This window comes from Musicola keenii (genome assembly GCF_014855505.1).
Taxonomy (GTDB): domain Bacteria; phylum Pseudomonadota; class Gammaproteobacteria; order Enterobacterales; family Enterobacteriaceae; genus Musicola; species Musicola paradisiaca.
Genome location: NZ_JAAWVW010000002.1, coordinates 218,250 through 232,493, shown reverse-complemented (window position 1 = coordinate 232,493; position 14,244 = coordinate 218,250). Strand labels below are relative to the sequence as shown.

The following is a 14,244-nucleotide window of genomic DNA, read 5'->3' as shown; positions in this document are numbered from 1 at the left end:
GTAACAGTGATGACGATCACGCAATCGTGTGCTGAAGATTTCATCTTTGAACGAGAATAAGCGTTGCAGGCATGCAGGGTGAGTGATAAAACCGATATAAGGTAAAACAATGCGACATATTAGGTCGCTATTTTTATTTAAAGTGGTGAGGGGAAATGACTCAGATTTTCAATTTTAGTGCCGGTCCAGCCATGTTGCCGGTAGAAGTATTGCGTCGTGCGGAACAGGAACTTTGTAATTGGCACGGTCTGGGCACATCGGTGATGGAAATCAGCCACCGCAGTAAAGAATTCATGCAAGTCGCCGAAGAGTCCGAACAGGATCTGCGTGACCTGCTAAAGATCCCCGCCAACTATAAAGTTCTATTTTGTCACGGCGGCGCCCGTGCCCAGTTTGCCGCGGTGCCGTTGAATTTACTGGGTAATAATTCGACAGCCGATTATATCGACGGCGGCTACTGGGCTTACAGCGCGGTGAAAGAAGCGGAAAAATACGGCACGCCGAACGTTATTGATATCAAAACCCGCATTGATGGGCTGCGTGCGGTCAAACCGATGCGTGAGTGGGCACTGTCCGCCGATGCGGCCTATGTGCATTACTGCCCGAATGAAACGATCGACGGGCTGGCGATTGAAGAAGAACCGGATTTTGGCGACAAGGTGGTGGTGGCCGACTACTCGTCCAGCATTCTATCTCGCCCGCTGGATGTCAGCCGTTATGGTGTGATCTACGCCGGCGCGCAGAAAAACATCGGCCCGGCCGGTTTAACCTTGGTGATCGTGCGTGATGACCTGATCGGTAAAGCTCGTCGCGAACTGCCTTCCATTCTGGATTACAAACTGCTGGCGGATAACGGCTCCATGTTCAACACGCCGCCGACCTTCGCCTGGTATCTGTCGGGCATGGTATTCAAATGGCTGAAAGAGCAAGGCGGGCTGGTGGAATTGGATAAGCGTAATCAAGCTAAAGCCGATCTGCTGTACTCGGCTATTGATGGCAGCGCTTTTTATCGCAACGATGTGGCTACGGCGAACCGTTCGCGTATGAATGTGCCGTTCCTGCTGGCGGATGCGGAACTGGACAGTCTGTTCCTGAAAGAATCCAAGGAGGCGGGTCTGCATGCGCTGAAAGGCCATCGCGTGGTAGGTGGTATGCGGGCTTCCATCTATAATGCCATGCCTATCGAAGGCGTGAAGGCATTGACCGATTTCATGGCCGACTTTGAACGTCGCCACGGCTGATAATGAGCTAATGGCACGGCGGTTTGCTGCCGTGCCGATCCTTGGGTGTCAATCCCCGATTGCAATCCCCCGGCCGTCGTCCCCGTTTGTCCCGGTTGTATAGCAGCAGCGCTGTCGGAAAAACGGTGCAAGCCATGACAGAAATACGGGGTTCGCATAGAAAACCGTAATAATGACAATACCTTGCCTCGATTGTCGATGGATGGCCGCTGTGTTTTAGATCGGACTGTTATATCTATTCATGAGGAGAATGAGTTTCACATGCAGGAATCCCTGACCCTACAACCTGTCTCTCTGGTTAATGGCACCATCAACTTGCCGGGCTCCAAAAGCGTTTCAAACCGTGCGCTGCTGTTGGCGGCTCTCGCCGAAGGTACGACCCGGCTTACCAACCTGCTGGACAGCGATGATGTCCGTCATATGCTCAATGCGCTGAAAGCGTTGGGGGTCAGCTATACGCTTTCCGACGATCGAACCGTGTGTGAAATTATGGGCCTGGGGCATGCCTTTGAGACGCCAGAACGTCTGGAGCTGTTTCTGGGGAATGCAGGCACAGCGATGCGTCCGCTGACCGCTGCATTGTGCCTGACTGCCGGCGACATCGTTTTGACGGGCGAGCCGCGTATGAAAGAGCGTCCCATCGGTCATCTGGTGGATGCGCTACGTCAGGGAGGCGCCGACATCGATTATCTGGAGCAGGAAAATTACCCGCCTCTGCGGTTACGGGGTGGGTTTGTCGGCGGTGATATCAGTGTTGACGGCTCAGTTTCCAGCCAGTTTCTTACTGCGTTGCTGATGACTGCGCCGCTTGCTCCGCAGGATACCCGCATCACCATCCAGGGTGATCTGGTGTCCAAACCCTATATCGACATTACGTTGCATATGATGAAAGCATTCGGCGTTGATGTGACAAATGCGGAATATCGAACTTTCGCGATTGCCGGGAACCAGCATTACCGGGCGCCGGGAGACTATCTGGTTGAAGGCGATGCGTCTTCCGCTTCCTATTTCCTAGCTGCTGCAGCGATTCGCGGCGGTACGGTGCGCGTGACCGGTGTTGGGCGTAAGAGCGTGCAGGGCGATGTCCGCTTTGCCGACGTGCTCGAAACAATGGGCGCACAAATTCGTTGGGGCGATGACTATATTGAGTGCCAGCGTGGCGAGCTCCATGCCATTGATATGGATATGAACCATATTCCGGACGCTGCGATGACGATCGCCACGACGGCGCTGTTCGCCCAAGGCGGAACCACGACGTTGCGTAATATCTATAACTGGCGCGTGAAAGAAACTGATCGGCTGGCTGCGATGGCGATTGAACTGCGTAAGGTCGGTGCTGAGGTGGAAGAGGGGCATGATTACATCAGCATTACGCCGCCCAAACAGCTGCAAGCGGCTGAGATTGGTACTTATAACGATCACCGAATGGCCATGTGTTTTTCATTGGTGGCGTTGTCCGATACGCCTGTCACGATCCTCGATCCCAAGTGCACCGCCAAAACGTTTCCGGATTACTTCCAACAACTGGAGCGTCTGAGTCGGCACGATTGAATTTCCTGTCGCGGGGTCGTATCGACCCCGTATTATAGAAACTTGCTCTGCCAATAGATTAATTCCCGGAATTTTCTGCAGTAATAAGTCTTTAATTTCACGATTGTCCCCGCTACAGCGTATAATGACTTGGTAAATTGTCTGTAGAGACATGCAGTTTCCTAATATCTGAAGGAGAGTGAAATGGCGGTGACTGCCCCGGTGATTACGGTCGACGGGCCGAGTGGCGCAGGCAAAGGCACGCTGTGCAAAGCGTTGGCTGATGCGTTGCAGTGGAACCTGCTGGATTCCGGCGCAATCTATCGGGTGCTGGCGTTGGCCGCGTTGCACCATCATGTGGATATCGCGTCGGAAGAAGCGCTGGTTCCGATCGCATCGCATCTGGACGTCCGCTTCGTGCCGGCTGATGGGCAATTGCGTGTCATTCTGGAAGGTGAGGATGTCAGCAGTGAAATCCGCACTGAAGACGTCGGAAATACCGCTTCACAGGCTGCTGCGTTCCCCCGTGTGCGCGAGGCGCTGCTCAGACGGCAGCGGGCGTTTCGGGAGGCACCGGGCCTGATTGCCGACGGACGAGATATGGGAACTGTGGTATTCCCTGATGCGCCGGTGAAGATTTTTCTGGATGCCAGTGCCGAAGAACGCGCCAACCGCCGCATGCTGCAGTTGCAGGAAAAAGGCTTTAATGTTAACTTTGAACGTCTTTTGTCCGAGATCAGAGAGCGCGATGAGCGCGATCGCAACCGGCCGGTTGCGCCGCTGGTGCCTGCAGCGGATGCTTTAGTGCTGGATTCGACAACAATGACGCTAGATGAAGTGGTGGCCCGTGCGCTGGAATATGCCCGCCATATACTGCCACAACTGACTGGCAAATAATTTTACCTCGTCGCAAGGATTTCGGCGGGGATGTGAAGCAACCCCATCGGGCAGGATGCTAGATGGACGTTAAATGTAAAAACTCAAGATTATCAACATGACTGAATCTTTTGCTCAACTCTTTGAAGAATCCCTGAAAGAAATCGAAACCCGTCCGGGTTCCATTGTCCGCGGTGTTGTGGTCGCTATCGACAAAGACGTCGTTCTGGTTGATGCCGGCCTGAAATCTGAATCTGCCATTCCGGTAGAGCAGTTCAAAAACGCCCAGGGTGAAATTGAAATCCAGGTCGGTGATGAAGTTGACGTGGCTCTGGACGCGGTAGAAGACGGCTTCGGTGAAACCCTGCTGTCCCGTGAGAAAGCCAAACGTCACGAAGCATGGCTGATGCTGGAAAAAGCTTATGAAGAATCCGCTACTGTTACCGGTATTATCAACGGTAAAGTGAAAGGTGGTTTCACCGTTGAGCTGAACGGTATCCGTGCGTTCCTGCCGGGCTCTCTGGTAGATGTGCGTCCGGTTCGCGACACTCTGCATCTGGAAGGCAAAGAGCTTGAGTTTAAAGTGATCAAGCTGGACCAGAAACGCAACAACGTGGTTGTTTCCCGTCGTGCCGTTATCGAATCTGAAAACAGCGCCGAGCGCGATCAGCTGCTGGAAAACCTGCAGGAAGGCATGGAAGTCAAAGGTATCGTCAAGAACCTCACTGACTACGGTGCATTCGTTGATCTGGGCGGCGTTGATGGTCTGCTGCACATCACTGACATGGCCTGGAAGCGCGTTAAGCATCCGAGTGAAATCGTCAATGTGGGCGACGAAATCACTGTCAAAGTGCTGAAGTTCGACCGCGAGCGTACTCGTGTCTCCCTGGGCTTGAAACAGCTGGGCGAAGATCCGTGGGTTGCTATCGCTAAACGTTATCCGGAAGGCACCAAGCTGACCGGTCGCGTAACCAACCTGACTGATTATGGCTGCTTCGTGGAAATCGAAGAAGGCGTTGAAGGTCTGGTACACGTTTCCGAAATGGATTGGACCAACAAAAATATCCATCCGTCCAAAGTGGTTAACGTGGGCGACGTGGTTGAAGTTATGGTTCTGGATATCGATGAAGAACGTCGTCGTATCTCCCTGGGCCTGAAACAGTGCAAAGCCAACCCGTGGCAGCAGTTCGCTGAAACCCATAACAAGGGTGATCGCGTAGAAGGCAAGATCAAATCCATCACTGACTTCGGTATCTTTATCGGTCTGGACGGTGGTATTGATGGTCTGGTGCACCTGTCCGATATCTCCTGGAATGTAGCTGGCGAAGAAGCTGTTCGCGAATACAAGAAAGGCGACGAAATCGCTGCGGTGGTTCTGCAGGTTGACGCAGAGCGCGAACGCATTTCCCTGGGCGTGAAACAGCTGGCTGAAGATCCGTTCAACAACTACCTGTCTGTAAACAAGAAAGGTGTGATTGTTACGGGCAAAGTCACTGCGGTTGACGCCAAAGGTGCTACAGTTGAATTAGCCGACGGCGTTGAAGGTTATCTGCGTGCGTCTGAAGCTTCTCGCGACCGTATTGAAGATGCAACGCTGGTGCTGAACGTGGGTGATGAGATCGAAGCCAAATATACTGGCGTTGATCGTAAAAACCGTGTTGTAAGCCTGTCCATCCGTGCCAAGGATGAAGCTGACGAGAAAGACGCTATCGCTTCTGTTAATAACAAACAGGAAGAAGGCAATTTCTCCAACGCTATGGCTGAAGCGTTCAAAGCTGCAAAAGGCGAGTAATTTCGGTGGGTTAGGCGGCGGGACTTGCCGCCCGACCTTAAACGGTAGTAAGTTACAGTGGCATGCACAAGCCACTCACTTGGAGGAATCATGACCAAGTCTGAACTTATTGAAAGACTTGCTGGACAGCAATCGCATATCCCGGCCAAAGTGGTTGAGGACGCGGTGAAAGAGATGCTGGAGCAGATGGCCACTACGCTGGCCGATGGCGACCGCATCGAAATTCGCGGGTTTGGCAGTTTTTCACTCCACTACCGTGCACCACGCACTGGCCGTAATCCGAAAACCGGCGAAAAAGTGGATCTGGAAGGTAAATATGTTCCTCACTTCAAACCGGGTAAAGAATTGCGAGATCGTGCCAACATTTATGGCGGATAATCAGCCATAACGCCTGTTTCATGAATAGCACCCGAGAGGGTGCTATTTTTTTGTCAGCGGTAAACCACCGCCTCGGGAGGTGCTGGTTGTTAGCTGATACTCCCCTACCTGGCCGAAGGTTTCGAAAAGCGTCCAGCGGTAAGCCTGCTATTAGGTGGCGACGGTTGGTTAAAAAGGCCATATTCCCTGATGCCGGACGATTATTTTGCCAGAAGCACGTAGGCGATAATGGGCTCTATTTTTTGAGGCGGCTGCAACCAGCCATTGAAAATGTTGCCCAATCCTTTGTTCTTATATTCGGCATCGCAACTGCCTGAGGTTCCTTTTCCCCCGAGTCCAAATGTACCGCCGCCTTCTGCTTTAATTTGGCAGCGATGCTTATTGGTGAATTCGTTATAAAGCCAGCCTGGCTCTATCGTACTGAACTGAACCATGACCCCGGGTTTCTCAATGGTCAGATATTTAGCCGCGTAAGTATATTCCGGTGTAATGCCGCAAAAGCTGTCCTGTTGCACGCAAGGGAGTGTTTTAAATTTAGTGGCGTCGAAAGTCTTGTATTCATCAAATTGCATACCCCGATACCAGTACATGGCCTTGCTCGCCTCTACATCGGTGGCACGAACTTTAGGATTAACCAGAATCAGTTTGTTTGATGTTTCAGTTTGAAGCTGCAGGTTGCCGTTCTGATACATCGCCAGCACCCGTGTGTTATCCAGCCCATTCTTTTTGATCACGCTTTCTACTTTGGCATCCGCTGCCGATACGCCTTGACTCATCAGCGTTGTCGCCAACATGGCGCCTATTACCGTAAGTTGGGAACTTCGTATTTTCTGTCGCATATCGTTTTCCTTGCTTGGAGAAAATGTCCGAAACGGCGACGCAGACTTGCGTCACAGGAGCGGGCCGGTTGATTGACTGCGGCGGTTGCGAAGTATCGTTATTCCGCACCGTTGAACACGAATAAAGCCTAATCAACCAGACATGCGTAGACGCGGTTAAACTGGGCGAATATTTTGCCGAAGATGGGAAAAAATGGGAAAAGTGAGACGCTTTACCGGCGGCGGAAGCCGGTAAAGCGGATGACATATCAGCGGTTATGACGCTCTTTCAAACGCTGGATGATGGTGGACAAATCCAGATCCTGATCCTGTAGCAACACCAGCAGGTGATAAACCAGATCGGCGGCTTCGTTAGTCAGTTCCTCCCGATCGTGGACAGTCGCCGCCAGCGCGGTTTCCAACCCTTCCTCGCCGACTTTCTGCGCGATGCGCTTGGTACCGCTGGCGTACAGTTTCGCGGTGTAGGAGCTGGCCGGATCGGCATTCTTACGCTCGGCCAGCAGTTGTTCCAGTTGGTAAAGGAACTGCCAGCGGCTTTCCGCAGGATGGAAACAACTGGTATTGCCCAGATGACAGGTCGGGCCGATCGGCGTCGCCAGCACCAGCAGCGTATCGTTATCGCAGTCCGGTGTAATCGATTCCACATTTAAAAAGTGTCCGGACGATTCGCCCTTAGTCCACAACCGCTGTTTGGTTCGGGAGTAGAAGGTCACTTTACCGGTTTCTTCCGTCACCTGCAGCGCGGCCTGATTCATATAGCCCAGCATCAGCACTTCACCGGAAACCGCGTGTTGTACGACTACCGGTAACATGCCGTTGGTTTTTTGCCAGTCGAGCTGGTTTCGTTGTTGTTCAGTTAACACACCCGAATCTCCACGCCTTGTTGCTTAAGGAACTGCTTGAGTTCACCAATATTGATAATTTGTTTATGGAATACCGACGCCGCCAGTGCGCCGTCCACGCCGGCTTGCTGAAACGCAGCCAGAAAATGTTGCATGGTTCCCGCACCGCCGGAAGCGATCAGCGGAACATGACAAACATCGCGCACTTGCGTCAATTGCGCCAGATCGTAACCATTGCGCACACCATCCTGATTCATCATGTTCAGAACGATCTCGCCGGCACCGCGCTTCTGCACCTCTTGCACCCAATCCAGCGTTTCCCACTGGGTGACACGGGTACGCGATTCATCGCCGGTATACTGATTGACATGATAACGACCGGTTTCGGCGTCATGCCAGGTATCGATGCCGACCACGATGCATTGTACGCCATAGCGATCCGCCAGTCGGGAAATTAAATCGGGGTCGGCCAGGGCGGGCGAATTGATGGAGATCTTATCGGCGCCGAAAGAGAGTATCTGCCCAGCATCTTCAATACTCTTGATCCCGCCGGCGACGCAGAAGGGGATATCGATCACTTCCGCCACGCGAGACACCCAGCTTTTGTCCACCACCCGGCCGTCGGAAGAGGCGGTGATATCGTAAAACACCAGTTCATCAGCGCCTTCCTGCGCATAGCGCTGAGCCAACGGCACGATATCGCCGATAATTTCATGATTGCGGAACTGCACGCCCTTGACCACCTGGCCGTCACGCACGTCCAGACAAGGGATTATCCGTTTTGCCAGCATGAGATTGCCTCCGCCACGTTAAATTTACCTTCCAGCAAAGCCCGACCGACGATCACGCCCTGAACGCCGCTGCCGCGCAACGCGGCAATATCCGCCAGCGAACCGATGCCGCCGGAAGCCTGAAACGCCACCTGCGAATAACGCTGGCTCACTTCGCGGTATAAATCGACATTCGAGCCCTGCAACGTACCATCGCGGGAAATATCGGTACAGAGGACGTGTTTCAGGCCGAACGGTAGATAGCTCTCCACGGTCTGCTCCAGAGTGGCACCACTGCTTTCCTGCCAGCCGCTGATAGCAACCTGTTTAACGCCCTGCGCGTCGATGCGCACGTCCAGCGCCAAAACCAGTGCTTCCGCGCCATAGCGGGTAAACCATTGCTGCACCAACTCCGGCCGTTTTACGGCGGTGGAGCCAATCACTACGCGGCGCGCGCCGGCCTCCAGCAGGGATACGACATCCTGCTCGGTGCGGATGCCGCCGCCCACCTGTACCGGTACGGAGACGCCGGCCAGCAGCGTTTTCAGCAGCGGGATCTGGCGCGCCGCCGGGTCTTTGGCGCCAGTCAGATCCACCAGATGCAGCACCTGTGCCCCCTGTTGCTGGTAATCCTGCAAACGGGGCAGCGGGTCGTTGCCGTACTGGCGTTGCTGACCGTAGTCGCCCTGATGCAAACGAACCACCTGTCCGTCAATTAAATCCAACGCGGGAATAATCATCGCCGTTTACATCTCCAGAAAATTTTTCAGCAACTGCGCGCCCGCCGCACCGGAGCGCTCCGGGTGGAATTGCACGCCGTAGAAATTGTCTTTCTGTACTGCCGCGGTGAACGGCTCGCCGTACGTGGATTGCGCGATCGTATTGGCGCATACCGGCATGGCGTAACTGTGGACAAAATAGAAGTACGCACCGTCGGGAATCGCGTGAAACAGCCGGTGGCCCGCCTGCGGCGTGACCCGGTTCCAGCCCATATGCGGTAGCGGCAGGCCGTGGTCGGCCATTTGTACCACCGGCGTATCGATGATACCCAGTGTGTCCACGCCGTTATTTTCATCGCTACGGCTGCCCAGCAGTTGCATACCGAGACAGATACCCAGCACCGGCTGAGTGCAGGTTTTTATCAGGTCGATCAACTGGCGTTCAGCCAGTTGATCCATTGCCGCCTGCGCAGTGCCCACGCCCGGCAGAAACAGCTTATCGGCACGCAGCACCACCTCTGGGGCGCGGCTGACCAGCGGGTCATACCCCAGACGTTTCACCGCGTACATCACCGAGGAGAGATTGGCGCAACCGGTATCGAGAATCACCACGTTCATCACAACACTCCTTTGGAGCTGGGCAGCGTATTACCCTCGACACGTATAGCCTGGCGCAAGGCGCGGCCGAACACCTTGAACAGACTTTCCACCCGATGATGGTCGTTGCGGCCCTTGGTTCTCAGGTGCAGGGTGCAGGCCATGGCGTAAGAGAGCGAGCGGAAAAAGTGCTCAACCATCTCGGTGCTGAGGTCGCCCACGCGCTGGTAATTGAACTCAGCTTTGTACTCCAGATGTGGCCGGCCGGAGATGTCCAGCGCGCAACGGGCCAGACACTCATCCATCGGCAGCACGAAACCGAAACGGCCGATGCCGCGCTTGTCGCCCAGCGCCTTGTTCAGCGCTTCGCCCAGTGCCAGCGCGGTGTCTTCTACCGTATGGTGATCGTCGATGTACAGATCACCCTTAACATCGATATTCATGCGGAAACCGCCGTGAGTGGCGATTTGATCCAGCATATGGTCGAAGAAACCAACGCCGGTGTTGATCTTGCTGCCGCCTTCGCGATCCAGCCAAACTTCAACGTCGATAGCGGTTTCGCGTGTAACTCGGTTAACCTGGGCGTGGCGGTCGCTCTTGGTCAACTGCGCGGTAATCGCCTGCCAGTTCAAACCATCACGTTGATAGCGCAGACCGGCAATCCCCATATTTTGCGCCAGTTGCACGTCAGTTTCGCGGTCGCCGATGACGAAGCTGTTGTCGCTGTCCATCACGTTGTCTTTCAGAAACGCATCCACCAACGCGGTTTTAGGTTTACGGCACGCGCAGTTATCGCCGGGCAAATGCGGGCAGATCAACACGCGCTCGAAGCGCACGCCCTGCGAGGTGAAAATCTGCATCATCAGGTTATGCGGCGGGTCGAAATCCTCCTGCGGGAAGCTGGCGGTGCCTAACCCATCCTGATTGGTGATCATCACCAGTTTGAAACCGGCCTTCTGCAATGTCAGCAGCGACGGGATCACGTCTGGCTCCAGTGCCAGCTTGTCCAAACGATCTACCTGAAAATCCTCGGGCGGCTCGGCGATCAGGGTGCCGTCGCGGTCGATGAAAAGATATTTTAATCCCACGGTGATTCCTCAATTACGCAGTAGTGGCAGACAGCGCCTGCAGTGCGGTGATGACGCGCTCGCATTCGTAACGATTGCCGATGGTAATACGCAGGCAACCGGCCAGCCCTGGCTGTTTATTTTGATCGCGTAGAATAATGCCTTGATCCCACAAGGCCTTAAAGACGGTTGCCGAGTCGGCGAAACGCACCAGCAGGTAGTTGCTTTCACTGGCGAACACGGTGTCTATGCCGTCCACGTTGTTCAGCGCCTCCGCCAGCCAGCGGCGGTTTTCCAGCACCTCGGCGACGTTCCGGCGCATCCGGGCGATTCCGGCATCGCTCAAGGCTTGCGCTGCGATATCAGCCACCGGTAGCGAGAGCGGATAAGGGGCAATTACTTTGAGCAGCAACTGGATAACGTCGGCATTGGCGAGCGTGAAACCACAACGTAACCCGGCCAGTGCGAAAGCCTTGGACAACGTACGCAGGATCACCAGATGCGGGTAGTCCGCCAGCCAGTTGACGGTGGAGGCTTGCGGACAGAATTCGATATAGGCCTCATCGATAGCCACGACCGCCCGGCCGCGCGCCAGCTCCAGCACCCGACGTAGATCGTCCTGATTGACCAGATTGCCGGTCGGGTTATTGGGGGAGCAGACGTAAATCAGCTTCACGTTATCCAACTGACGTTCAATGGACGCCACATCAAGCTGCCAGTCCGCCGTGCTCTGGGCGACACGACACTCCACGCCGAAGGTTTCGGCGCTGACGGCGTACATGCCGTAGGTGGGTGGGCAGAACAGAATGGCGTCTTTACCCGGTTCGCAAAAGGCGCGAATCAGCAGTTCGATACCTTCATCGGCGCCGCGGCTCACCAGTACCTGTTCCGGCGCGACGCCGGCGTAAGCGGCGTAGCGTGCGATCACCTGCGTCGGTTGGCATTCCGGATAACGGTTCAGGGTGTGCAGCGTGAGCGAGTATTCCGGCGCTTGCGGGAATTCGTTGGCGTTGAGCCACACATCGCCGTTTCCGCCAAGACGACGGGCCGACTGGTACGGGGTCAAACGGCGCACATTCTCGCGCGCCAGGTTCTCTATACTCATACTTGCTCCTTCAGGGCGTTGACGCGCAGGGTGACGGCATTCTTGTGAGCGGTTAACTGTTCGGCCTGCGCCAAGGTCTCGATGGTGACGGCCAAGCCCAGCAACCCTTGCGGCGATAACTGCTGCACGGTCATGCGTTTTTGGAAATCCGCCAGACCCAGGCTGGAATAGGTGGCGGTATAGCCATAGGTCGGCAGCACATGGTTGGTGCCTGAGGCGTAGTCGCCCGCCGATTCCGGCGACCAATCCCCCAGAAACACCGAGCCGGCGCTGGTGATGCGCGCCACCAAATCTTCCGCGTTGCGGGTCTGGATTATCAGGTGTTCCGGGCCGTACTGGTTGCTGATGTCCACGCACTGATCCAGATCGCGGGTCACAATCACCCGGCTGCTGTCCAGCGCCTGACGGGCGATGTCGGCGCGGGAAAGGGTGGTGAGCTGGCGCTCGACCGCCGCGATCACCGCCTGCGCCATGGCGGCGTCCGGCGTCAACAGAATCACCTGCGAATCCGGGCCGTGTTCCGCCTGGGAGAGCAAATCGGCGGCGATGAAATCCGGCGTGGCGCCGCCATCGGCGATCACCAGCACTTCGGACGGGCCGGCCGGCATGTCGATGGCTGCGCCGTCAAGGCGTTGGCTGACCTGACGTTTGGCCTCGGTGACGTAGGCGTTGCCGGGGCCGAAGATTTTATCCACCTTGGGTACGCTGTCGGTGCCGAACGCCATCGCTGCCACCGCTTGCGCGCCGCCGAGCTGGTAGATTTCCTGTACGCCGCACAGCTTCGCCGCGTACAGAATTTCATCGGCGATGGGCGGCGGCGAACACAGGATGACCTTGCCGCAGCCGGCGATGCGCGCCGGCGTCGCCAGCATCAGGACGGTAGATAACAGCGGTGCAGAGCCGCCGGGGATATACAGGCCGACGCTGGCGATGGGGCGCGTTACCTGCTGGCAACGCACGCCGGGTTGGGTTTCCACATTCACCGGCGGCAACACCTGCGCATAATGGAATGTCTCGATATTGCGCACCGCATTCGCCATCGCCTGTTTGATATCGTCGCCCAGCCGGGCGGCGGCGGCATCGATATCGGCGGCGGAGACGCGCAGAGTATCCACCTGTACCTTGTCGAAACGGGCGCTGAAATCGCGCAGTGCCGCGTCGCCTTCGGCGTTAACGCGATCCAGAATCTCGCTGACGGTGGCGGTGATGCGGCCGGAGGCGGAAATTGCCGGGCGCGTCAGCAACTGTCGTTGTTGTTCCGCCGAACTGGACTGCCAGTCAATCAGGGTATTGAAACGATTGGTCATGACCTTCACTCCATCATTTTCTCGATCGGCAGTACCAGAATCGAACTGGCGCCCAGCACTTTCAGTTTTTCCATGGTTTCCCAGAACAGGGTTTCGCTGCTGACCATGTGCATGGCCACCCGATTCTGATCACCTGCCAGCGGCAGGATGGTGGGACGTTCAGCGCCCGGCAATAACCCGATCACCTCTTCCAGGCGATCGCTGGGCGCGTGCAGCATGATGTATTTGGATTCACGCGCCTGAATCACGCCTTGCATGCGGGTCAGCAATTTGTCGATCAACTGCTGTTTATCCGCGGGCATCTCGCCGTCGCGTTGGATCAGGCAGGCTTTGGAGCGGTAAATCACTTCCACTTCGCGCAGGCCGTTAGCTTCCAGTGTGGCGCCGGTCGAAACCAGATCGCAAATAGCGTCGGCCAGCCCGGCGCGCGGCGCCACCTCTACCGAACCGTTAAGTAGGCAGGATTTGAAATTAACACCTTGTTTATCAAGATATTTCTTGAGAAGGTGAGGGTAGGAGGTAGCGATGCGTTTATTGTTCAGGCATTGCGGGCCGGTGTACTCCTCATCGAGCGGCATAGCCAACGACAGGCGGCATCCGCCGAAGTCAAGACGACGCAGCGTGAAGTAGCGCGGGTCTTCCCCCTGGGCGCGGCGGTCGAGCAGTTCCTCTTCCAGCACGTTCTCGCCGATGATGCCCAGATCGACCACGCCGTCCATCACCAGGCCGGGGATATCGTCATCGCGGACGCGCAAAATATCGATAGGCATGTTTTCGGCGAACGCGATCAGACGTTGCTGTTGCAGATTGATTTTGATGCCGCAGCGAGCAAGCAATTCCCGTGAGTCGTCGCTCAGGCGGCCTGATTTCTGCATCGCGATGCGTAAACGTGATTTATCCAGCATGTGAACCTCAATTTATCCTGTCTGTGACGCCTGTTGATTCAGGCTTTTAAACGTTAGGGCCATAAAAAAAGCCCCCGAAATCGATCTTCCGGGGGCTCTTTTCGCACGCTGTGCCACTGGAAGATTCTACTGTCTTCCAGCACCAAACGCCTGAAAGACTAGTCAGGGTGATGGTGATGATGGTGGCTTAACAGGGTGCGTAACATAATTTGGTTATCTCTGTGTCAATGATGGGGCGCGTTTTTGGGGCGCCTTCGCGGCATTTCCGCGTTGTTT

Annotated in this window: 14 protein-coding genes and 1 other annotated feature; of the genes, 5 read left to right on the top strand and 9 right to left on the bottom strand. The window is 55.6% G+C overall.

Features of this window, described 5'->3' with window-relative positions; translation table 11 throughout:
- The first annotated feature begins 155 nt into the window (after window positions 1-155).
- The 5 genes from serC to ihfB all read left to right on the top strand — a co-directional run bounded on the left by serC (window position 156) and on the right by ihfB (window position 5,817).
- Window positions 156-1,241, top strand: a complete 1,086-nt coding sequence (serC, locus tag HEP82_RS03350; protein ID WP_192456782.1) for a 3-phosphoserine/phosphohydroxythreonine transaminase — start codon at window positions 156-158, stop codon at window positions 1,239-1,241.
- A 261-nt stretch (window positions 1,242-1,502) separates the two neighbouring features.
- Entirely contained in the window at window positions 1,503-2,792 is a 1,290-nt protein-coding gene (gene aroA / locus HEP82_RS03345; RefSeq protein WP_192456781.1) for a 3-phosphoshikimate 1-carboxyvinyltransferase, read from the top strand.
- A gap of 183 nt (window positions 2,793-2,975) precedes the next feature.
- Window positions 2,976-3,668 carry a (d)CMP kinase gene (gene cmk / locus HEP82_RS03340; RefSeq protein WP_192456780.1) on the top strand — a complete coding sequence of 231 codons (693 nt, stop codon included), beginning with the start codon at window positions 2,976-2,978 and terminating at the stop codon, window positions 3,666-3,668.
- A 97-nt stretch (window positions 3,669-3,765) separates the two neighbouring features.
- On the top strand, window positions 3,766-5,439 hold the full coding sequence (gene rpsA, locus HEP82_RS03335; RefSeq protein ID WP_192456779.1) for a 30S ribosomal protein S1: 1,674 nt from the start codon (window positions 3,766-3,768) through the stop codon (window positions 5,437-5,439).
- A 90-nt stretch (window positions 5,440-5,529) separates the two neighbouring features.
- Window positions 5,530-5,817 carry an integration host factor subunit beta gene (ihfB, locus tag HEP82_RS03330; protein WP_192456778.1) on the top strand — a complete coding sequence of 96 codons (288 nt, stop codon included), beginning with the start codon at window positions 5,530-5,532 and terminating at the stop codon, window positions 5,815-5,817.
- 200 nt (window positions 5,818-6,017) lie between these two features.
- On the opposite strand, the gene HEP82_RS03325 is transcribed toward ihfB, so the two are convergent.
- The 9 genes from HEP82_RS03325 to hisG all read right to left on the bottom strand — a co-directional run bounded on the left by HEP82_RS03325 (window position 6,018) and on the right by hisG (window position 13,968).
- The gene (locus HEP82_RS03325; RefSeq protein ID WP_192456777.1) at window positions 6,018-6,656 is read right to left on the bottom strand and encodes a hypothetical protein; all 639 of its coding nucleotides are present in this window, start codon (window positions 6,654-6,656) and stop codon (window positions 6,018-6,020) included.
- Between the two features lie 248 nt (window positions 6,657-6,904).
- Complete coding sequence (gene hisIE, locus HEP82_RS03320; protein WP_192456776.1) at window positions 6,905-7,519, bottom strand: bifunctional phosphoribosyl-AMP cyclohydrolase/phosphoribosyl-ATP diphosphatase HisIE; 615 nt, start codon at window positions 7,517-7,519, stop codon at window positions 6,905-6,907.
- Window positions 7,513-8,289 (bottom strand): imidazole glycerol phosphate synthase subunit HisF, encoded by a 777-nt coding sequence (hisF, locus tag HEP82_RS03315; protein ID WP_192456775.1) that lies wholly within the window; start codon window positions 8,287-8,289, stop codon window positions 7,513-7,515. Before hisF ends, hisIE begins: the two co-directional genes overlap by 7 nt.
- Complete coding sequence (hisA, locus tag HEP82_RS03310; RefSeq protein ID WP_192456774.1) at window positions 8,271-9,008, bottom strand: 1-(5-phosphoribosyl)-5-[(5-phosphoribosylamino)methylideneamino]imidazole-4-carboxamide isomerase; 738 nt, start codon at window positions 9,006-9,008, stop codon at window positions 8,271-8,273. The genes hisF and hisA overlap by 19 nt, the downstream gene beginning before the upstream one ends.
- A gap of 6 nt (window positions 9,009-9,014) precedes the next feature.
- Window positions 9,015-9,605: an imidazole glycerol phosphate synthase subunit HisH gene (gene hisH, locus HEP82_RS03305; RefSeq protein WP_192456773.1), complete on the bottom strand. Its 591-nt coding sequence runs from the start codon at window positions 9,603-9,605 to the stop codon at window positions 9,015-9,017.
- Complete coding sequence (hisB, locus tag HEP82_RS03300; protein ID WP_192456772.1) at window positions 9,605-10,672, bottom strand: bifunctional histidinol-phosphatase/imidazoleglycerol-phosphate dehydratase HisB; 1,068 nt, start codon at window positions 10,670-10,672, stop codon at window positions 9,605-9,607. Before hisB ends, hisH begins: the two co-directional genes overlap by 1 nt.
- A gap of 13 nt (window positions 10,673-10,685) precedes the next feature.
- Window positions 10,686-11,756, bottom strand: a complete 1,071-nt coding sequence (hisC, locus tag HEP82_RS03295) for a histidinol-phosphate transaminase (protein WP_192456771.1) — start codon at window positions 11,754-11,756, stop codon at window positions 10,686-10,688.
- Window positions 11,753-13,063, bottom strand: a complete 1,311-nt coding sequence (gene hisD / locus HEP82_RS03290; RefSeq protein WP_192456770.1) for a histidinol dehydrogenase — start codon at window positions 13,061-13,063, stop codon at window positions 11,753-11,755. The genes hisC and hisD overlap by 4 nt, the downstream gene beginning before the upstream one ends.
- 5 nt (window positions 13,064-13,068) lie before the next feature.
- On the bottom strand, window positions 13,069-13,968 hold the full coding sequence (gene hisG, locus HEP82_RS03285) for an ATP phosphoribosyltransferase (protein WP_192456769.1): 900 nt from the start codon (window positions 13,966-13,968) through the stop codon (window positions 13,069-13,071).
- Between the two features lie 62 nt (window positions 13,969-14,030).
- Window positions 14,031-14,151 (bottom strand) — a sequence feature (His leader region).
- Between the last annotated feature and the right edge of the window lie 93 nt (window positions 14,152-14,244).